Source organism: Streptomyces sp. 2114.4 (genome assembly GCF_900187385.1).
In the GTDB taxonomy this organism is placed as follows: Bacteria; Actinomycetota; Actinomycetes; order Streptomycetales; family Streptomycetaceae; genus Streptomyces; species Streptomyces mooreae.
Genome location: NZ_FYEY01000001.1, coordinates 1,223,927 through 1,242,319, shown reverse-complemented (window position 1 = coordinate 1,242,319; position 18,393 = coordinate 1,223,927). Strand labels below are relative to the sequence as shown.

Annotated in this window: 14 protein-coding genes and 2 pseudogenes; 6 read left to right on the top strand and 10 right to left on the bottom strand. The window is 70.0% G+C overall.

The annotated features are described in order from the left end of the window. Positions 1 to 131 precede the first annotated feature (131 nt). Together CFW40_RS05350 and CFW40_RS05345 are read left to right on the top strand one after the other, a co-directional pair. Positions 132 to 1,505 (top strand): hemolysin family protein, encoded by a 1,374-nt coding sequence (locus CFW40_RS05350; RefSeq protein WP_088796698.1) that lies wholly within the window; start codon positions 132 to 134, stop codon positions 1,503 to 1,505. Further along, positions 1,502 to 2,644 carry a hemolysin family protein gene (locus CFW40_RS05345; RefSeq protein ID WP_088796697.1) on the top strand — a complete coding sequence of 381 codons (1,143 nt, stop codon included), beginning with the start codon at positions 1,502 to 1,504 and terminating at the stop codon, positions 2,642 to 2,644. The genes CFW40_RS05350 and CFW40_RS05345 overlap by 4 nt, the downstream gene beginning before the upstream one ends. 93 nt (positions 2,645 to 2,737) lie before the next feature. Here CFW40_RS05345 and CFW40_RS05340 read toward each other — a convergent pair whose 3' ends face one another. The 3 genes from CFW40_RS05340 to CFW40_RS05330 all read right to left on the bottom strand — a co-directional run bounded on the left by CFW40_RS05340 (position 2,738) and on the right by CFW40_RS05330 (position 6,557). Further along, complete coding sequence (locus CFW40_RS05340) at positions 2,738 to 3,040, bottom strand: hypothetical protein (protein ID WP_088796696.1); 303 nt, start codon at positions 3,038 to 3,040, stop codon at positions 2,738 to 2,740. 572 nt (positions 3,041 to 3,612) lie between these two features. Continuing rightward, positions 3,613 to 5,508: an AAA family ATPase gene (locus CFW40_RS05335; RefSeq protein ID WP_088796695.1), complete on the bottom strand. Its 1,896-nt coding sequence runs from the start codon at positions 5,506 to 5,508 to the stop codon at positions 3,613 to 3,615. A 464-nt stretch (positions 5,509 to 5,972) separates the two neighbouring features. Further along, a complete protein-coding gene (locus CFW40_RS05330; RefSeq protein ID WP_088796694.1) occupies positions 5,973 to 6,557 on the bottom strand; it encodes a uridine kinase in 585 nt (194 codons plus the stop codon). A 205-nt stretch (positions 6,558 to 6,762) separates the two neighbouring features. On the opposite strand from CFW40_RS05330, the gene CFW40_RS05325 reads away from it, so the two are divergent. Then, complete coding sequence (locus tag CFW40_RS05325) at positions 6,763 to 8,163, top strand: peptidase C39 family protein (RefSeq protein WP_088801924.1); 1,401 nt, start codon at positions 6,763 to 6,765, stop codon at positions 8,161 to 8,163. Positions 8,164 to 8,167: 4 nt separating this feature from the next. On the opposite strand, the gene CFW40_RS36985 is transcribed toward CFW40_RS05325, so the two are convergent. The 3 genes from CFW40_RS36985 to CFW40_RS05315 all read right to left on the bottom strand — a co-directional run bounded on the left by CFW40_RS36985 (position 8,168) and on the right by CFW40_RS05315 (position 9,889). Further along, positions 8,168 to 8,335, bottom strand: a complete 168-nt coding sequence (locus tag CFW40_RS36985) for a hypothetical protein (protein WP_176956566.1) — start codon at positions 8,333 to 8,335, stop codon at positions 8,168 to 8,170. Positions 8,336 to 8,339: 4 nt separating this feature from the next. Next, the gene (locus CFW40_RS37840; protein ID WP_256331578.1) at positions 8,340 to 8,900 is read right to left on the bottom strand and encodes a helix-turn-helix domain-containing protein; all 561 of its coding nucleotides are present in this window, start codon (positions 8,898 to 8,900) and stop codon (positions 8,340 to 8,342) included. A gap of 131 nt (positions 8,901 to 9,031) precedes the next feature. Then, positions 9,032 to 9,889, bottom strand: a complete 858-nt coding sequence (locus tag CFW40_RS05315) for a cyclopropane-fatty-acyl-phospholipid synthase family protein (RefSeq protein ID WP_088796693.1) — start codon at positions 9,887 to 9,889, stop codon at positions 9,032 to 9,034. Positions 9,890 to 10,215: 326 nt separating this feature from the next. Between CFW40_RS05315 and CFW40_RS05310 the strand changes: the two are divergent. Next, positions 10,216 to 10,638 (top strand): annotated as a pseudogene (locus tag CFW40_RS05310) (dienelactone hydrolase family protein); the annotation flags it as partial. Between the two features lie 41 nt (positions 10,639 to 10,679). On the opposite strand, the pseudogene CFW40_RS05305 reads toward CFW40_RS05310, so the two are convergent. After that, positions 10,680 to 12,312, bottom strand: a pseudogene (locus CFW40_RS05305) (transposase); the annotation flags it as partial. On the opposite strand from CFW40_RS05305, the gene CFW40_RS38860 reads away from it, so the two are divergent. Further along, on the top strand, positions 12,286 to 12,825 hold the full coding sequence (locus CFW40_RS38860) for an ATP-binding protein (protein WP_371127994.1): 540 nt from the start codon (positions 12,286 to 12,288) through the stop codon (positions 12,823 to 12,825). The pseudogene CFW40_RS05305 and the gene CFW40_RS38860 overlap by 27 nt on opposite strands. Here the strand turns inward: CFW40_RS38860 and CFW40_RS05295 are convergent. Further along, the gene (locus tag CFW40_RS05295) at positions 12,753 to 15,599 is read right to left on the bottom strand and encodes a TIR domain-containing protein (protein WP_176956567.1); all 2,847 of its coding nucleotides are present in this window, start codon (positions 15,597 to 15,599) and stop codon (positions 12,753 to 12,755) included. The two genes, CFW40_RS38860 and CFW40_RS05295, sit on opposite strands and share 73 nt — an antisense overlap. A gap of 202 nt (positions 15,600 to 15,801) precedes the next feature. Between CFW40_RS05295 and CFW40_RS05290 the strand changes: the two genes are divergently transcribed. Further along, positions 15,802 to 16,632: a DUF4231 domain-containing protein gene (locus CFW40_RS05290; protein WP_256331579.1), complete on the top strand. Its 831-nt coding sequence runs from the start codon at positions 15,802 to 15,804 to the stop codon at positions 16,630 to 16,632. A 388-nt stretch (positions 16,633 to 17,020) separates the two neighbouring features. Here CFW40_RS05290 and CFW40_RS05280 read toward each other — a convergent pair whose 3' ends face one another. Next, a complete protein-coding gene (locus CFW40_RS05280; RefSeq protein ID WP_256331581.1) occupies positions 17,021 to 17,488 on the bottom strand; it encodes a hypothetical protein in 468 nt (155 codons plus the stop codon). Between the two features lie 116 nt (positions 17,489 to 17,604). Then, positions 17,605 to 18,327, bottom strand: coding sequence for a metalloregulator ArsR/SmtB family transcription factor (locus CFW40_RS05275; RefSeq protein WP_256331583.1), 723 nt, complete (start codon positions 18,325 to 18,327; stop codon positions 17,605 to 17,607). Positions 18,328 to 18,393: the final 66 nt, after the last annotated feature.

Here is an 18,393-nt window from a genome sequence, read left to right as displayed (position 1 = left end):
GCGCACCCTGCGTCCTGCCCCTCAGGGGGCCAACACCGACCCGAGGAGTGACTCCCTCCGGCAATGGACGGATCGTCCTGTAGTACTTGCGCCGCCCCTCCCCAGCCCCCGCACACCACGGAGGCGGCGGCATGACCGGCCCCTTGCCGCTGCTCGCCGCGGCACTCGTCCTGATCCTGGCCAACGGGTTCTTCGTGGCTGCCGAGTTCGGACTCGTCACCGTCGAGAAGGCGGACGCCGAACGGGCCGTGGCCGACGGCGACCACCGCGCCCCCACCGTGGTCTACGCCCTGCGGGAACTCTCCTTCCAGCTGTCCGGCACCCAACTGGGCATCACGATCACCTCCTTGGTGGTCGGTATGCTCGCCGAGCCCGCGCTGGCCGAGCTGCTGTCCGGCCCGCTGGCCGCCACCGGCCTGCCCAAGGGTGCGGTGCCCGGCACCGCCGTGGTCGTCGGCATGCTGCTGGCCTCCGCCGTCCAGATGGTCGTCGGCGAGCTGGTGCCGAAGAACTGGGCGGTCTCCAAGCCGCTGCCCGTCGCCCGGGTGGTCGCCGGCCCCCAGCGCGCCTTCTCCCGCTTCTTCCGCCCGGTGATCACCCTGCTGAACACCGTCGCCAACCGCCTGGTGCGCGCCCTGGGCGTGGAGCCGACCGACGAGCTGGCCTCCGCCCGTACCCCGGGCGAACTGGTCTCGCTCGCCCGGCACTCCGCCCGCGCGGGCGCCCTGGAGCAGGACACCGCCGACCTGTTCGTCCGCACCCTCTCGCTGGGCGATCTGACCGCCGAGAACGTCATGACGCCGCGCGTACGGGTGAGTGCCCTGCAGGCGTCCGCGACCGCCGAGGACGTGGTGAACCTGACCCGCGCCACCGGACTCTCCCGCTTCCCCGTCTACCACACCCGCCTCGACGAGGTCGTCGGCATGGTGCACCTCAAGGACGCGCTGGCCGTCCCGGCGCACGACCGGCTGCGCATCCCGGCGAGCCGGATCGCGGTGCCGCCGCTGCTGGTGCCCGAGACCCTGCCGGTGCAGCCGCTGCTGGAGCGGCTGCGCAGCGAACAGCCGATAGCAGTGGTCGTCGACGAGTACGGCGGCACGGCCGGTGTGGTCACCCTGGAGGACATCATCGAAGAGCTCGTCGGCGAGGTCCGCGACGAGCACGACGGCGTGGACCTGCCCGAACTGGGCCAGGCCCCGCCCGAGGAGGGCCGCCCCGCGTGGGACGCGGACGGCGGCTGCCGGGTCGACACCCTGCGCAAGATCGGCCTGGAGGCCCCGGAAGGACCGTACGAGACGGTGGCAGGACTGGTGGCACACATACTCGGCCGGATCCCGGCCCCCGGCGACATCGCGGAACTCGACGGCTGGCGGCTGCGGGTACGGCTGGTGTCGCACCACCGCGCCGAGCGGATAAGGATCGTACGGACCGCCACCGTCACGGTCCCGACCGCACCCGAGACACCCCGTGAGCCCGTCGTGGCGGTCGCGGAGGTGGCCCGATGACCCTGGTCCAGCTGCTCTTCGCGGTCCTGCTCGTCCTCGCCAACGGATTCTTCGTCGGCGCCGAGTTCGCCCTGGTCTCGGTACGCCGCAGCCAGATCGAACCGCTGGCGACCGAGGGCTCCTCCCGGGCCCGGCAGGTGCTGCACGGCCTGGAGAACCTGCCGCAGATGATGGCCGCCGCCCAGTTCGGCATCACCGTCTGCTCCCTGACGCTCGGTGCGGTCGCCGAGCCCACCGTCGCCCACCTCCTGGAGCCGGTCTTCGAGGCGGTCCACCTGCCCGCAGCCCTGGTCCACCCGCTCGGCTACGTCATCGCCCTGGCGCTGGTGGTCTTCCTCCACCTCGTCATCGGCGAGATGGTCCCCAAGAACCTGGCGATGGCGGCTCCCGAGAAGACCGCCCTGTGGTTCAGTCCGGGCCTCGTCGCTTTCGCGCGGCTGTGCCGTCCGGTCACCGCGCTGCTCGGCGCCTGCGCCCACGGGGTGCTGCGGCTCTTCCGCGTGGAGCCGAAGGACGAGGTGGAGGCGGTCTTCACCAGTGAGCAGCTGAACCATCTCGTCGAGGACTCGGTCCAGGCCGGTCTGCTCGACCCGGCCGAGCAGGAACAGCTCTCCGACGTGCTGGAACTGGGCAGCCGGCCCGTCACCGACGTCCTCCTGGACCGGGCGGCCCTGGTCACCGTCGAACCGACGGTGACGCCCCGCCAGGTGGAGGAGCTGACCGTACGCACCGGCTACTCCCGCTTCCCGGTGTGTGCGCCCGGCGGCGCGTACATGGGCTATCTGCACGTCAAGGACGTCCTGGACCTGGAGGAACGCGACCGCGCGGTGCCCCAGCGCATCTGGCATCCGATGACGACGCTGCGCGCCGAGCTGCCTTTGGACGACGCCCTCACGGCGATGCGCCGGGCCGCCTCCCACCTGGCGGCGGTCGCCGACGCGACCGGCCGGGTGCTCGGCCTGGTCGCGCTGGAGGACGTCCTGGAGATGCTGGTCGGCGAGGTCCGCGACCCGGCCCACCACCGTGCCCCCGCCGTCCGTGGCCACCGTGCCCGGGGCGCCCGTGCTCCGGGCGACCGGGTCAGCGAGCCCCGTGAGGAGGCACCGCTGCCGGCCGAGGGCCGGGCCATGGCGCGCTGAGGGACCCACAGGAGGCCTACGGTCCCTCAGTCGCACCGCGGGCCGGCCGGAGAGCCGGACAGCCCGCGGGCCGGCCGGAGAGCCGGACAGCCCTCAGCCGTGGGTGACCGCGGAAGCCCTGGCAACAGCGGCGTCGTTGGCCTTCTTCACCTCGTTCAGTGCTTTCTGGTTCTTCTTGATGGCCGATTCCTGAAGGGTCACCTCGGCGTCGAACCAGGTCTGTTGCACATGATTCTGGTACCGGCAGGAAATATCGGCCTTTGCCGTTTCTTTTTCCTCGCTGGAAACGTGATACGGATCGGCGAAGCGGACATCGTCGTTGGCGTCCATGGGCTTCTTGTAGGTGTAGCCCTTTTCCGCCATGCACGCCGACCACTTGGCGAACGCCTCCACCACGGCAGGTGCCGAATTCCGTAAGAAACACGGGAGGCACGGCCTCTGGGCGGGCGACCATTCCTGCGGAATGGCCGATTCTCCCCAGGCGTGACATCTGGTCTCCTCGGGCCGTACGGAGAGATGCGAAGCGGAAGGGCCGGCCATCAGTTCCGCTCAGCGGTAGCCGGTTCATGTCCGCACGAAGGCTTCGGCTTTCCTCCCACCAGGGCCGCGAGCATCACGTGCAGTGCACCCGGCCGCCCATGCCGCGCTGCTGTGCATTCCACGCGGCGGGGTATGCATCGGCCGGCACGCATTCCGTCCGAACGAAAGCGGAACAACGACTCGTGCCGAGGTGCTCCACAAATAATGGGGGGCCTTGGCGGATTGCGGAACAGCCTCTGGCGCTCCAGCCGTGGACCGTGGTGTTCCTGTCCGGTTCGGGGCGTCGACGATGATCAGCGGTGGCCGTGCCCGTTCTCTCAACCGGCGCCGGCAGCAAGATCACGACCCTCCCCCGGAGCAGTAGCTGAGCCCAAGGTCCCAGGGAGCAGGCCCATGCGACGTGGAGATCACGATCTACGGCTGGAGTATCAGAGATCCAGCCCCTTCGGCGGCGGTCCCTGGACGTCCGGGCCGCGGCCGGAAAGGACCTCGCCGTAGGCCTGCATCAGGTCGGGCAGCCGGAGGGTGGCGAGATCGTCGCGGGTGGGGGTGCCGCGCCAGGTGGAGAGCCGCAGGTCGCGGTAGGCGCAGCTCTTCTCGTAAAGGGTGCGCAGAAAGCGGCCGTTGCCCAGTTCGTCGATCCAGCCCTGGTCGACGACATGGCCGCTGATGCTGCACAGCTCGTCGCGGGACTCCTCGTCCCAGCGGTCGCCGTTCTCGGCAGCCAGTACCTCGCCGATCGCGGTCAGCTCCAGCGGCCGGTAGCTGGGGAAGTCGACCCGGCTGGTGAAGCGGGAGGACAGGCCGGGGTTGGCGGCCAGCAGCCGGTCCATGCCCTCCGGGTAGCCGGCCAGGATGACCACGAGCCGGTCGCGGTTGTCCTCGGCGCGCTTGAGCAGCACCTGCAGCGCCTCGTCGCCGTAGGCATCGCCCTTGCTGTAGCCGGAGTTGGACAGGCTGTACGCCTCATCGACGAACAGCACTCCGCCCAGCGCCGAGTCGATCAGCTCATTGGCCTTGACGGCGGTCTGGCCGAGGAATTCGCCGACGAGGTCGGACCGCTGGGCCTCCACGAGATGGTCCCCGCCCAGCAGCCCCAGGGCGTAGAAGACCCGCCCGAGTATCCGTGCCACGGTCGTCTTGCCGGTGCCGGAGGGGCCGGAGAAGACGAAGTGTCGTTTCGGTGGCTGCACCGGCAGCCCCTGGCTCGCGCGCAGCCGGGCCATGCGCAGCTGCGCCGACAGCGCGCGCACCTGCCGTTTGACCGGCTCCATGCCGACCATCCGCTCCAGCTCCGCCAGGGCCTTCTCCAGCAGCACCGGATCGGCCGGCCCCGCGGGCAGCCGCTCGGCGCCGCGTGGCACCGGCGCCGCCGCCTTGATCCGGGCCGCGGCATCGCCTCCGGCCGGGATGCCACCGATCTCCCCGTCCGGCCCGTTCGCCTCACCGGTCACCAGCAGCTCACGGCCGTCGACCGGATCGAGCGGGGCCAGATCGCCGCCGGCCTCCTGGCCGAGGCCGGCCGCGGAGACCGCCGCGAGATCGGCGCCCTCGTCCAGCCCGTCCCCCTCCGCGATGGCGGCGAGCCGCGCCGCGGTATCCATGAACGCCGGGTCGACGCGGTGCACCGCGCGGTAGAGGGGCAGCGCCGCGGCACTGCGGCCGGTGCCCTCATGGGCGCGCGCGAGCCAGTAGCGCAGCTCCTTGCGCTGCGGCTGCTCGCTGCGGCAGCGCATCAACGCGGCCGACAGCAGCGGCTCGGCCTGCCCGTACATCTCCAGCCGCACCCGCGCCATCCCGCCGAACAGCCCCGCCTCGATGCCCAGCACCGGATCGCCGAGCAGCGGCTCGGTATGCCGTACGAGCTGGTCCCAGTCCTTGACGAGATAGGCACGGCAGGCGTGCAGAAAGCGCACCTGGGGATCGCTGTCGACCGGCGGGCAGCCGGCCAGCGCCTGGTCCAGCTCGGCGACATGACGGCCGTCGAGCCAGTGCGAGGCGTGCGCGAGCAGCAGGTCGCGGCCGGTCTCCAGCACCGGCTGCACCCACCACCCCAGCCAGTACCAGGAGTTGAGGGTGCGTCGGTGGCGGGCGCGCATCTCACCGAAGCGATCGCGGTGCCGGTGCATCCGCAGCAGCGCGATGGAGGTGTCGGCGCGCAGCGCGTGCAGGCCCAGCCAGGCGTCCGCCATCGACGGATCGAGTCGTACCGCGGCCCGGAACTCCTCCTCCGCCTGCGGGTAGGCGCCCACGGTGTAGGCGTCGACCGCGCGCAGCCAGGCGAGCTCGGCCGGGGCGGGCGAACCCTGAGCGCCGACATCCATCCCGTCCCCCCACACCACGTCCCCCAGTACCGCCGGGCGCGTGCCCGGCCGCGGCCGGGTGAACCGGCGTACGGGGAGCGGGAGTTGACCTTCGCCGCGCGCACATCGGTTCTGGCCTGCGGTGGCACAGACTCGCATCGTACCTGCGGGATCGGTGCAGGTCGTAGAGGGCGGTACGGGGCGAGGGCGCGTGGCGCGGCGGCGCGAAGAATGCGGTGACCCAGGGTGAGGGAGAGGCAGCGCCGAGCGGCGATAAGAGGTGGTTTGACGCAGAACGAAGCCCCCGATCACGGGGGAACAACCGGGGGCTTCGCATCTGCGGGCGGTCCGTAGAACCGCACATTGAGAACGTAAGTCCTGTACGCCCCCCAGGTCAAGCCGAGTTGGGGCACTCGGCGGGACCCTGTCGGCGCCTTTCGGCCCACCGGCCGCCGTTCACTACGGAGCGTGAGATCTGGGGCTGGTCAGGGCGTCGCGGGCGGTCCCGTCAGCACCTCGTACCCCACCTGCTTCTGGTGCACCAGGAAGTCGGCATACGGACGCGAAGGATCCGCTGCGAAGTGCGCGCGCTCCGCCGGAATCCAGCCACTCCAGAACGCGGCGAGCCCCGGTCCGTCCCGGAGCCGTCCCCTTTCCCAGGAGTGCTCGGGCGCCAGTTCCATCCACACCAGGGACGCCAGATACGGGCGCAGCGCCCGCCGGCCCGCTCCCACGCCCTCGACCAGCACCAGCGGCGCGGGCGCCAGCTCACGCACCTCGGTGAACTCCCCGCGGAGCCAGTCGTAGACGCCGTAGCGCGCCGTCTCGCCTCGGGACAGCGGCTGGAGGATCTGGTGGGCGAACCGCTCGCTCCAGGCGAACAGCTCTTCGTGGGTGGCGAGATCATCGGTGTGCACCACCGGCGCACCACCCAGCGCATCGGCCAGCCGGCCGGCGAACGTACTCTTGCCCGATCCCGCGTGCCCGTCGACCGCGATCAGCCGCACCGGCCCGCAGGACGGCGGCACGGCGCGCAGCCGGGCGGCGAGCAAAGCCAGATCACGATCCATTGCGCCAGCGTACGCGCGGGGTCCCGGCCCCTTCGCACGCCAGTGGTCCACACCAATATTCATCGGGCGACGCGCGTCGCAGCGCCTTCCGAAGCGGGCCGGAAACGGCAATAGTTGAGCCACTGCTGATCCGCCCGTGCCCGTCCGCGGCCCCGGCCCGACCTCCCGCACCCATGCGTACGCATCCGACTGGGGGACCTCCACCATGACCAGCTCCGCGCCCCGGCGCACCGTCCTGGCCGCCGCGCTCGCCGCCGCCGCGGGTGTCGCCGCCCCCTCGGCGCAGGCCGCCGACGCCTCGCGCAGCACCGCAGCGGGTACCGCCACCCCGGCCCGCACCCCGGACGCCCCTGCCCGCCGACCGAAGAGCCTCGTGGACTATCACGCCTGGACCACCACAGCCGACTGGGCCAGGGGCCGCGGCAGGGGCACCGCCCCCGCGTCCGGCGCCCGGCCCGGCATCCGCCTGGCGCACCCGACCGGCACCTTCGACTACCGGGACCCGCACACCGGCAGGTCCGCCACCTGGGAGTACGCCACCTGGACGTCGCCGGTCCACCGCCTTCCGGTCCCGGCCACCGAGGTCGTCGCCTCCTGGAACGCACACACCCCGCCCGGCACATGGATCGCCGTCGAGCTGCGCGGCACCTACACCGACGGCGGCCGCACCCCCTGGTACGTCATGGGCCGCTGGACCGCCGGCGACGGCGACGCCGACATCCGGCGTACCTCCGTCGACGGCCAGAAGGACGGCAAGAGCAGCATCTCGACCGACACCTTCGCCATCGACACCCCGGCGAGCGGCCTCCGTCTGACCTCCTACGAGCTCCGCGTCACCCTCTGCCGCAGGCCCGGTGGCGGCGCCACCCCCACCGTCTGGCGGCTGGGCGCCATGGGCTCGGACCTCCCCGACCGCTTCGAGGTGCCGGCGTCCACGCCTCGCCTCGTCGGCCGCGAGCTGACCGTCCCGCGCTACTCGCAGGAGATCCACAAGGGCCAGTACCCGGAGTACGACAACGGCGGCGAGGCTTGGTGCAGCCCCACCTCCTCCCAGATGATCGTCGAATACTGGGGCCGCAAGCCCACCCGGCAGCAGCTGTCCTGGGTCAACCCCGACTACGCCGACCCCCAGGTCTGCCACGCCGCCCGCTACACCTTCGACTACCAGTACGACGGCTGCGGCAACTGGCCCTTCAACGCCGCCTACGCCGCCACCTACCGGGACCTGCAGAGCCTCGTCACCCGCCTCTCCTCCCTCACGGACGCCGAACGCCTCATCCACGCAGGCATCCCGGTTATCACGTCCCAGTCCTTCCTGAAGACCGAACTCGACGGCGCGGGCTACGGCACCGCCGGCCACCTGATGACGATCGTCGGCTTCACCAAGGACGGCGACGTCATCGCCAACGACCCGGCCTCGCCGGACGACGCCGCGGTCCGGCACGTCTACAGGCGGCGCCAGTTCGAGAACGTCTGGCTGCGGACGAAGCGCAGGAACGCCGAAGGCAAGGTCGTCGGCGGCACCGGAGGCGTCTGCTACCTCTACTTCCCGGCGAAGCCGGCACCAACTCAGCACCGGGTCCTGCGCGAGCTCGGAATCCGGTAGCGGCTCACGCGGCCGGCCCCACCGACAGCTCCTCCGGCAGGTGGCCCTCGAAGGTCGCCGCCACCACCTGGCGGCAGCGCTCGCGCCCGTCCTGGGGGAGGAGCCCGTAGCGATCGACCGTGACCTTGATGGAGCGGTGCCCCAGCCACCGGTACACCTCGTGAAGGGACACTCCGTTAGTCAAGGTCACGGTCGCCCACTTGCGCCTCACGCTGCTGGAACGCGCCACTGAAGGGCCGGTCGCCTTGTACTGCGGCACGGTAGCGATTCCGGCCGCCATTGCGGGCGATCTCGCGGGAGACGGTCGAAGGTGATCTGCCCAGTCGCCAGGCCAACTGCCGGGCCGATTCTCCGGCGGCGATACCGCGGGATATCTCCTCGTGCTCGCTGCCGCTCAGATGCCGCTCTGATCGCGTCTGCGGGGTGAGGCGGACGCCGCCGCTCTGGTACAGGAACCGGCGGACGTGCTGCATCGGTGCCCCCAGCGCCCGCCCGATCAAGCTGAACGACTGCCCCGCACGCCAGCGCCTCCAGATCTCATCCTGCTGAGCCGGCGAAAACCCGTAGTCACGCACCTGTGCCTCCACGAACACATGATCATCCGTGGGTGGTGCGTTGATCACTTGAGGGTGCCATCGTTTGACGACAGGCGGCCGACGCGTCCAGGTGATGTAGTCGGTGTCCTCTGACAAGCAATCTTGACCGTTTGCCAGGCTGGTTTGACCGGCCCGTTCCATGCTGAACCGCTCCTCCCTGCAGGCGACGGCCCGGCCGGCCCGGGGTGGCAGCTGGCGATCGGGCGCTGTGCCGGGTGGTTAGCGGCCTGGCGGCGACGGAAGCCCGGGAGTCGGGACGGGACTGGCCGCCGTCAGGGGGACTTCACGGCGTTGACCATGGTGTATCCCATCTTGTCCCGGCACAGGGCGAGGATGCGCGGGTAGACGGTGTCGAGCTGCGCCATCGCATCGGTGCCCACCAGCTCCGCGATCTGGGCGCGCCTCGCGGCGAACAGGCGCGGGATCAGCTCGTAGGTGGGCTTGAACTCCCGGGACATGTCGCGAGTGCCTTGGATGGCGAAGCCGGCCTCGCCGAGCATGCGGGAGTAGTCCTCGGGTCCAGCGGGCAGGCGGGAAAGGGCGAACGCGGCCTGGAAGAGCTGGACTTCCTCGGGTGTGAAGGGCACGGCTTCGTAGCAGTCCGCGAGGACGAAGCGGCCCCCGGACCGCAGCACCCGCCGAACCTCGCGGATCGCGGCGGGGCGGTTGGAAAAGTGAGCGAAGGACTCGATGGCCCACGCGGCGTCGAAGGTCTCGGACTCCTGTGGCAGGGCCATGGCGTCCGCCTGTTCAAAGGTGACGCGGTCGGACACCCCCGCTTTCAAGGCGCGGTCGCGGCCGGCCCGGACCTGCCCGGCGCTGACCGTCACGCCGAGCACGCTCGCGCCCGACTCGGTGCCGATCCGCACGGTGGGGCGGCCTGTGCCGCAGCCGACGTCCAGCATCCGCTGTCCCGGCAGCAGCCCGACCACGTCGATGAGGGTGCCGGTCCAGGAGTCCTGGGCCCGGGTGAGTTCCTCCCACATCTCGTCGGCCGTCAGCTCCCCAGTCTCCGCCCGCACGCCGTCGGTCCACATGCCCAGGTGCATGCTGTCGCCCATGGTCAGGCCGTACAGGCCCCCGAAGCGGTCGTACCATTCGCCGACCTCCCGGGCCGATGGATCACTCATGTCCAACTCCTCGCTTCCGGGCAGCCCACCAGGTGGGCCGGCGCCCCCGGGCCGACCCTGGCCGATCGCCCCGCTGCCCTCCACCTTCCCCAGGACGGGCGCGCAGTGAGGCCACAAGGCGGGGCGCACAGAAGCACGGATGGATCCATGCACGGAATCGCCTACATGCAGCAGGCACACTTCGTTGGCCGTCAAGATCACTTGGCAAACGGTCAAGATCTCGTGTCAGAGGTCAGTCGGGACAGACTGCTCTGCCATCGGTGAACACCACCCCGAGCGGGCGCAACAGTCATTACCGTCCAGTCATATGACGACGATCACAACCCGTGTTGCGTGCCGAACCACGGGCCGACCCCGACCGGATCGCCGCCGTCGGCTACGGCACCGGGGGCGCAGTCGCACTGGAGCTCGGTCGCGATGGCGTCGACCTGCGCGCGATCGGGACGGTCAACGCACTGACCACGGGCCGGTCGGGCGAGGCGGCACGCATTCGCTGCCCGGTGTGGGCCGGGGTCGGGTCGGAAGACCCGATCATGCCGCCCGCGCAACGGGTCGCGTTCACCGAAGAGATGCAGGCCGCGGGCGTCGACTGGCGCCTCGTGGTTTACGGGGGAGCCCTGCACGCCTTCCACCATCCACCGGTCGACCACACCGTGCGTCCCGGCGTCGGCTACCACCCACGGCACGCACAGCGAGCCTGGCGTGACGTCGTCGCTCTGCTCGCCGAGTGCCTGCCCGTCACGGATTGATCCGATCGGCTCCTGATACTCACTCCTGCCCGCTGTCATACTCACTCCTGCCCGGCGTCGTCGTCCTCGTCCAGTTCGGGCGCGTCCGGGTCGCGCAGCGGGCGCAGGGCGCCGGCGGCTGGGGTCGAGGCCGTGGAGCTGTAGCGGCCGAGCAGGTTCAGGTTGCGGTGCTTGAGCGGGGAGAGCCGGGCGATGTCCTCCTTGCCGATCTCGTGGCCTTCGGCCTGGAGCTGGGTGACTGCGGCGTCGATGTAGCGGGTGGTCCAGAGCACGAGGGCGTTGAGTACCAGGCCGAGCGCGCCGAGCTGGTCCTCCATTCCGTCGCGGTACGCCTGGTGGATGGTGCCGCGCTTGCCGTGGCACACGTCGCGGGCGAGCTTGTGGCGGGACTCCTGCACGGTGAGCCGGCGGTTCATCTGCCTGCGGTAGGTGTCGTCCAGCGGGTCGACCACGCGCAGCAGGTGCTCGGTCTTGGCGATCCGCCCGTACTCGGCGAACGCCGCGCCCAGTGGGGTGGGGCGTCCCTCGCGGCCGAACATGCGCAGCAGGTCGTAGGCGCGGACCTGGTTGGTGACCAGGGAACCGGCGACCTTCAGCATGTCCGGCCAGCGCGTGATCACCTTGTTCAGGTTCACGCGATTGCGGGCCAGGCCCTCCACCGCGCCGTATGTGCCCGTCTCGACGCAGGGCATCGTGGCCCGCCGGAACCGCTGGTCGTCCAGGTCGCGGAACCGGGGGCTGAAGCTGTAGCCGAGGATCTTGAACAGGCCGAACACCATGTCGGAGTACGACGCGACGTCGGTCGCCACCATCTCCGGCTTCACCCCGCCGTCGAGGTTCAGCAGAGCGTCCAGGATGTGCAGGGAATCGCGCGGGGTGCCGGGGACGACCATCTGCCCGATGCCCGCAACCTGGTCGTTGACGGCGTTGAGCCAGGTGATGCCCCGTTTGAAGCCGAAGTACTTCGGCGACGGTGCCGCGTTCACGGTCCGGACGGGGACGACGAATCGCAGGCCGTCCACGGAGGCGAGCAGCCCGTCGCCCCAGAACTGCACGATAGGGATCTCGGTCTGGGCGGCGATGAGCCGCGCGTTCGCCGCGGCGATGGTGTCGGCGCGCAGGTGGTACTGGTCGACGTGCACGAGCCGGGCCCGGGTCAACGCCTCGTGGGCGGGGTTGGCCACCGAGGCCAGGCCGATGTTGCACGCCTCGGAGACCAGCAGCGCGACCATGGAGGTGGGCAGGCCCTTCATCCGGGTGGTGCCGTCGCCGAGGTGGACGAAGGCGTCGAGGAAGCCGGTCCAGGCGTTCACCTCGAACAGCAGGTCCGGCAAGTCGATCTTCGAGAGCATCTTCTCGACCTGCTTGCGCAGCCAAGTCAGGGACTTCGGCTCGCCAAGCGCGCCGAGCTTGTCGACGTTCAGCTTCACCTGCCCGTCGTCCTGCACCTCGATGGAGACCTTCGCCGCCGGCCCCGCCTCCGTCAGGCGCTCGGCGAGCTGCTTCCCCCCCGGCGTCCAGGCCGCGCACCAGCTCCGCCAGGTGCTCGGTGACGGGCATGTCCAGGCTCATTCCGGCCAGTACGTCCTCCTCGACCGCTGCCCAGTCGGGCCCGTCCAGCAGGCGGGCGCGCGGGTTGGACCAGCGGTGCGAGGGCGAGGCGAAGACGTCGCGGTTGTTCTCAGCGCCAACGGCTGTACCGATGTTCCCCGAGGCCGTACGACTTCCGGTTCGCCTTCCGGCTTCTCGGCAAGCGGGAGAGCCAGCTCCAAGCCGAGGAGGTTACGGACTACTGCTGGTTGCCCTTGGCCAAGGTCCCTGCACCGACCATTGATCTGCGTCCTGGACCAGTTCGGCTGTGGTGGCGAGGTACTCGATGACGTGGTGCTGGCCGTGTCCGAGCTGGTGTCCAATGCTCTTGAGCACGCGCCGGACCCCAATGAGATGCGATTGTGCCCTACCGCAGCCGAGCTGATCTGCGAGATGGAGGCTCGGGATCCTCGGATCCCGAAGGTTCCCGCTTCCCGGCGGCCGCCCTGGACGGCGCAAGAACAGGACATCCCGCTGAAGCCGGCGAAGTCCTCCCGGGCGCCGCTCGGGATCCCGCCATGCTGTCAGGGCGTACCGGAGGAATGCTCCGGGTACTGGCTGCAGGCGGTGTACCCGTTGGAGACCGGTGTGAGGTAACGGGTGCGTTCCGGCTCCGTGAGGCGACGGCCTACGCGGTCGCACAGCGTCTTGATCCATGCGTCGACCGATGTGTCCCAGGACAGGACTTCTCCTCCTTCGGTAATGGTCCACAACCGTTTCCCATCGGGGGCGAAGACGATGCTGCTCTGCGTGCCCGTGCCTCCGGTCCCTGACCAGGAGAAATCGGGGAGCGGTAGGACGGTGCTGGCCAGTCGGTCGCCGGTCCTCGCGTCCCAGAGCCAGATCGTGCCGTCTCCCGACAGGGTGGCTACCCATTGGCCGTTGGGATCCGCAGTGAGGCTTTGTTGGCCTGCTCCGTCCGATCGCCAGCGTGAGGTGCCCGTGCGCACGTCCCAGTGTTGCAGCACGCGGCCGTCGGTGACGGCGAACAGCGACTGGCTCCCCTCAGAGAGGGTCAGGGAGTCGAGGGAGGAACCGCCGAGGTCCAGCTGGCGCACCCGATGCCCGGACGGGAGCTCGTAGATGTTGACACGGCCGTCTTCGGATGCCACGGCGGCTAAGGCGCCGTTCTCGCTGAGCGCTGTCTTGTACTCGGTGTAACCGTAATTCTTCCGGTCGTTTTCCGTGCGGTGCGGCGCAGTGCGCGCGACCGCAGTCGAGACCTGCCCCGTCTCGGGGGTGAGGAGGAGCACGGAGCCGTCGGAACGCAGCACCACGGCTCGGCCGTCCGATCCCGGGGCGATACGGGTGGTGCCGATGGCGCCGGAGGTCTCGGGCAGGTGAGCGACCGTGGCCCGGCGCAGTACGCCTGATTTCCTCGTCCACGTTTCCACCGCAGAATCGGAGGCGGCGTACAGGGTGTTGCCGTTCTTTGTGAAGGCCAGCGCATCGAACGTCATGTCAGTTCCTTCGCCCGGGAGGTCGTGCCCTGGAGACCACAGGTGCAGCGACGGAGAGTCGAGGTCGGGCTCCTGGCTCCATGCGACCTTTCCGTTCGGTGCCACGGCAAGGGCGGGCTGGGTCTCCACCGTCGCACCATCAGGCACTTTGGCGTGGTGCCGATGCATGGTGGGCGCTGCTTTCCCCAGAGCCCAAAGGGCGATGGTGTTGCCGTCGGCGGAGGCCAGACGGTCGCCCTCACCTGGCGAAAAGGCGAGCACGGAGGGTGCTTTGACCCCGGGGAGCAGGTCGAGGACCGTCTTCGCCGGGTCATTCTTCGCCGCTGTTCCCACGGCGAGGCCTTGGCTCGTACCCACTGCGATTCTGTTGCCGTCGGAGACGGCCAGACTGGCTGCTTCTTTGCCGGAGAGGGTCGGCTGTGCCCCACAGCCGCCGTTCCCGGTGTCCGACCCCGGCGGCTTGTCCTGGACCAGTTCCGTCACCGACTCCAGGCTCGGGCCTCCGAACTTGATGAATCCAAAGCAGTTCCCGCTCGGCGACGCGGCGGAGACGTAGCCATTCCCGGGGTAGAGCACGTCGTCGGACGACTTGAGCTTCCGGAGCCTGTCGTCATAGAGGCGCCAGCCCGTCGGAGTGACCACTGCGAGTTTGCTTCCCTTGTCCCAGAAGGCGAGGTTCACCGCCCCGGCACGCAGACGGGTATCGATGCGCAAGGACGGCTCGCTGCCCTCCGCTCCGTACAGCCTGAGGCTCCCGGCGCCGTCGATAGCCGCCAGGTCATGGCTGGAGGGCCGAAACGCCAGTCTGTACACCTCGCTGGTGCCGGCGGAAAGACGGCGGCTGTGATGGGTGCGCAGGTCGTGGACGACGGTCGCGCCCGAACTGGTGCCGATGGCCAGGAGCCGGCCATCGTTGCTGAACACCAGCGAGGTGACCTCGCCCGAGACGGAGACGCGGCCCGCCGTACGGGCCCCGTCGGACGTCCAGATGGTGACCGAGCCCTTGTCGGTGCCGGCGGCCATATAGCGGGGTAAGGCGGTGTGGGCCAGTGCCGTTACTCTTCCGTCGCCGCGTACGAAGCGGACCAGATGCGGGCTCTGGGTCGTCAGCCGATACAGCGCCGACAGGGTCTCCGGAGTCTTCTGCACCTGATACGCCTGGAGGGCCAGGAGCGATGCGACTTCCAGGTCGTCGCCGCTCAGGTTGAGTGCGGTGGCGGCCAGTTGGCGGGCCGTCGCGATGCGAGCCTGCTCCTGCGCGGTCTGGCGCTGTACGAAGGCGTAGACCGCCGCCGTAGTGGATAAGACGGCCAGCGCTGTCATGGCCGCCAGCATCCCCCGCCGGAAGCGCTGGAACCTCCGGCGCTGGGACACGTCCTCGCCGATCAGTTCGTCCTTGGGGCGCTTGTGCAGAGGAGCCGCCAGATCGGCCACGCATTCACGGAAGCGCGGGTCGCGCAGGTCGCCTGTGTGGTCTTCACCCATCCAGCTCAGGTCCACCCACCGCGGTTCCTCCTCGAAGAGGCCACTGAGTTCGGGTGGCAGACACGTGGTCCGCGCCCAGTCGAAATCCCGCGCAGTATCATCCCAGTGGAGCTCACCTCCCGTGACGACCAGCAGCAGATTTCGCGCCCGGGGCCCCTGCCGCCACCAGGAGATCTCCTTCGCCACCCAGGGGGAGCGTGCGGACTGGGGCGACGCCATCAGCACGAGGAACTCGGAGTCGCCGAGCGCCCGCTCCACTGTGCTCCAGAGCCCCGGATCGGCAGACAGGGCGGCATTGTCGAGAAAGACCCGAAGGGCTCGCGTGCTGTTCCACGGCTTGGCGAAGCTGTGCAGGGCCTGCCGCAGGTGCTGCGCCCGACGAATATCCGCTTGATGGCTGTATGAGATGAATGCCGCATAGCGCATCGTGGAGTTCCCCCTGTCTTCCGTACACACTGCTGGGCGCCGCTGGCATTCTTGTCCAAGGGAGCGCCAACCAGCCGGGGAATCAGGGTTTTTGAGCACGTGGGCATCTGAAACAAGACGCGGGCCCGCCCTTCCGGGGCACGGGTTGAAGGGGTGGAGAGTGGAGAGAACGACCGAGGGGTTACGGGACGACGATCTCCCAGTGGTTTTCCGGTCCTCGGACGCCGCGTCCCTCATCGGGCAGCGACGCTATGTCCGCGGCACGATGTGGCGGCTGCTGCTGGCGGTGTCCGCCGCCCTGTGCGGCGCCCTGGACCACCGCGCGGCTTTGATCGGTCTGGTGACGGTTTTCGTGGCGACGGTCTGCGTGGAGGTCTGGCTGCTCGCGGAGCGACCGGAACAGGCCTGGTACGACGGCAGGGCTCTGGCCGAGTCCACGAAGACCCTGGCCTGGCGCTACGCGGTGGGGGGCGCACCGTTCCCCGCCGATCTGCCGCCGGCCGAAGCCCATCGCCGCTTCCACGAGCGCCTGGAGACACTGCTGAGGGAAGCCCCTGCCACGAGCCTTGCCCCCGTGGGGTCGATCGCCGCCACAGATGCCATGACCGCTCTGCGGTCCCGTAGTTTCGCCGACCGCAAGCGGGCCTATCTGCGCTCTCGCATCGAGGACCAGCAACGGTGGTACACGACGAAGGCGACCGGGAACATCACCCGCGCGCGGCAATGGCGGCTGTTGCTCATCGCCATTGAGGGACTGGGACTGGCAGCGGCGATTCTGCGACTCACCGGCCTGCTGACCTTCGACTTGGCAGGAGTCCTCGCGGCCGTACTGGGTGCCGGCTCGGCATGGTTCGCGGTCCGGCAGTACGAGACGCTGGGGCGCGCCTACACCTTCGCTGCCACTGAACTGAGCGTCGTTCACCAGCGACTGGCGCTGGCAGGAGACGAGTCCTGGGCCCAAGAGGTGGCGGACGCGGAGGAGGCGATCAGCCGCGAGCACACCATGTGGCGGGCTTCTCGGGGGGCGAGCTGACCGCTGCCTGACGGCAGCGGTCACTGCCGTACCGCCAGCCGGCGGTCGGCGCGGCGCGCGGGATCAGCGGTCGAGGCCGTCGCCGACTGCGTCGGCGGTAGCGGAAAGAGCCAACGCCGGCTGCCGGGGCTCCCGGCGGAAGGGGATGAGGATGCGCTCGGCGTGCTGTTCCTCGTGGCGGCCTTCAGCAGATGGCGCAGGCTGAGGATCCCCTCGACGTGCCCCGGACGACCCGGTGATCGGCCCCACCCCCTCCGCAGGGGCCCAGGACATGGTGACGGGCGCCTCCGGCATCTGAGTGGACTTGGCAGGACGACGGGAGTCGCCCCTCCGCCCGCTCCGAGGTGGGGCCCGGCCCGATGGCGGGCCGGGCCCCGGGGCTCGACGCTCAGAGAGCAGGAGTGGTCGGCACTTCTTCGCCGCACCAACTGCAGAAGCGCGCTCCTGCTTCAGCTCTCGGGTGCCCGCACGCCCGACAGGCCCGTTCCTGAGCGCAGGGCGCCTCACCGCCCTCATCGGCCGCCCGGCCGCCGATGCTCAGACCGGGACGTCGCCGGTGGACGGTCAGGTAGACCAGCCCGCGCGGTCCCGCGACCAGCGCGCGGTGCGCTGACTTCGGCAGCCACGCCACGACTCCGGATTCCAGCGTCTGCGCCCTCGTGCCGTTGTCGAGTTGTCCGTCGCCCTCGATCACGATCAGCAACACGTCCAGTTCGGCTTCGACGTGACCGGCCACGGACGTGCCCGCCGGAAGCCTCACCAGGTTGGCGTCGAGTTGCCGGTTGCTTTGTGTCAGCCGCCACAGCGCGCCGCTCTGCCCCTCGCGCGCGGCGGCGATGCACGCGTCGAGGGCCACCAGTACCTGGGACGTCTCCTGTGTGGACAGCCGTGCCTCCTGCGGGCGAGTGACGTGCGGGTCGCGAGGGCGTCGCCTCGCGCCAAGGGTGGGGAATCCGTCGTTGCGTTCGGACTTCACCCCCGGGTGGGGCCGAGCTGGACGCAGCATTCCCCGGGGCGGGGTGCCAGCACAGCCTCTACACCGCTGACCTCCAGGCCCTGCAGGTAGCCGGCGATGAAGGCGTGGTTCATGCCGCACACCAGCTCGGGGGCCTTGGCGGCCAGGGGGTGGAACGGGCAGTTGTGCAGCCGGAGTTGGGTGGGGGTTTCGCGGACCGGTTCGAAGCCGTGCTGGTCGAGCATCCGCTCGCAGACGCTGAGGCCGCGTTCCGCGCCGAGTCGGCCGGGGCGGAGGTGCTCCCGCTCGGTCTCGCCCAGTTCCCGGCCGCGCCGGCCGGCCGTGCGCACCGCGGCGTGGGTCGCGGATTCGCCGTCGTCCTCGGTCAGGACGGCCTCCAGCAGGAGATCGGCCAGCAGCTCGTGGCGGCGGTCGGGGATGCTGACGTGGATATGGCTGTCGGTGGGTTCGTAGACCTTGGGCTGGCGGCCGACCTTCCGGATTCCGCCGGGTGATTCGTACCGGGCGCGCAGCAGGCCTGCGTCCACAAGCTTGTCGAGGTGGAAGGCGGCGAGCTTGCGCGAGATGCCCACGCTGGCGGCGGCCTCGTCGCGGGTCACGGGGCGGCGCTGACGCCTGATGAACGCGAACATCTGCCGCCGGGAGTCCTCGCCGAGGACGCTGACGGACTCGATCGCCGCGTCACCTGCGGGAGTCTGCGGCATTTCGTCAGAGGTCACGTGCTCACGGTAACGCGTACACCGATAGGTGCAACCGGCGAATCCCCGTTCGGCACGGTGCCGAAG

Bases quoted from the DNA above. Each gene is read 5' to 3' on its own strand.
- CFW40_RS05350 (WP_088796698.1), top strand. From the start codon at position 132: ATGACCGGCCCCTTGCCGCTGCTCGCCGCGGCACTCGTCCTGATCCTG.
- CFW40_RS05315 (WP_088796693.1), bottom strand. From the start codon at position 9,889: ATGAGTGATCCATCGGCCCGGGAGGTCGGCGAATGGTACGACCGCTTC.
- CFW40_RS05325 (WP_088801924.1), top strand. From the start codon at position 6,763: ATGACCAGCTCCGCGCCCCGGCGCACCGTCCTGGCCGCCGCGCTCGCC.
- CFW40_RS05335 (WP_088796695.1), bottom strand. From the start codon at position 5,508: ATGGATGTCGGCGCTCAGGGTTCGCCCGCCCCGGCCGAGCTCGCCTGG.
- CFW40_RS37840 (WP_256331578.1), bottom strand. From the start codon at position 8,900: ATGGAACGGGCCGGTCAAACCAGCCTGGCAAACGGTCAAGATTGCTTG.
- CFW40_RS05345 (WP_088796697.1), top strand. From the start codon at position 1,502: ATGACCCTGGTCCAGCTGCTCTTCGCGGTCCTGCTCGTCCTCGCCAAC.
- CFW40_RS05330 (WP_088796694.1), bottom strand. From the start codon at position 6,557: ATGGATCGTGATCTGGCTTTGCTCGCCGCCCGGCTGCGCGCCGTGCCG.
- CFW40_RS05295 (WP_176956567.1), bottom strand. From the start codon at position 15,599: ATGCGCTATGCGGCATTCATCTCATACAGCCATCAAGCGGATATTCGT.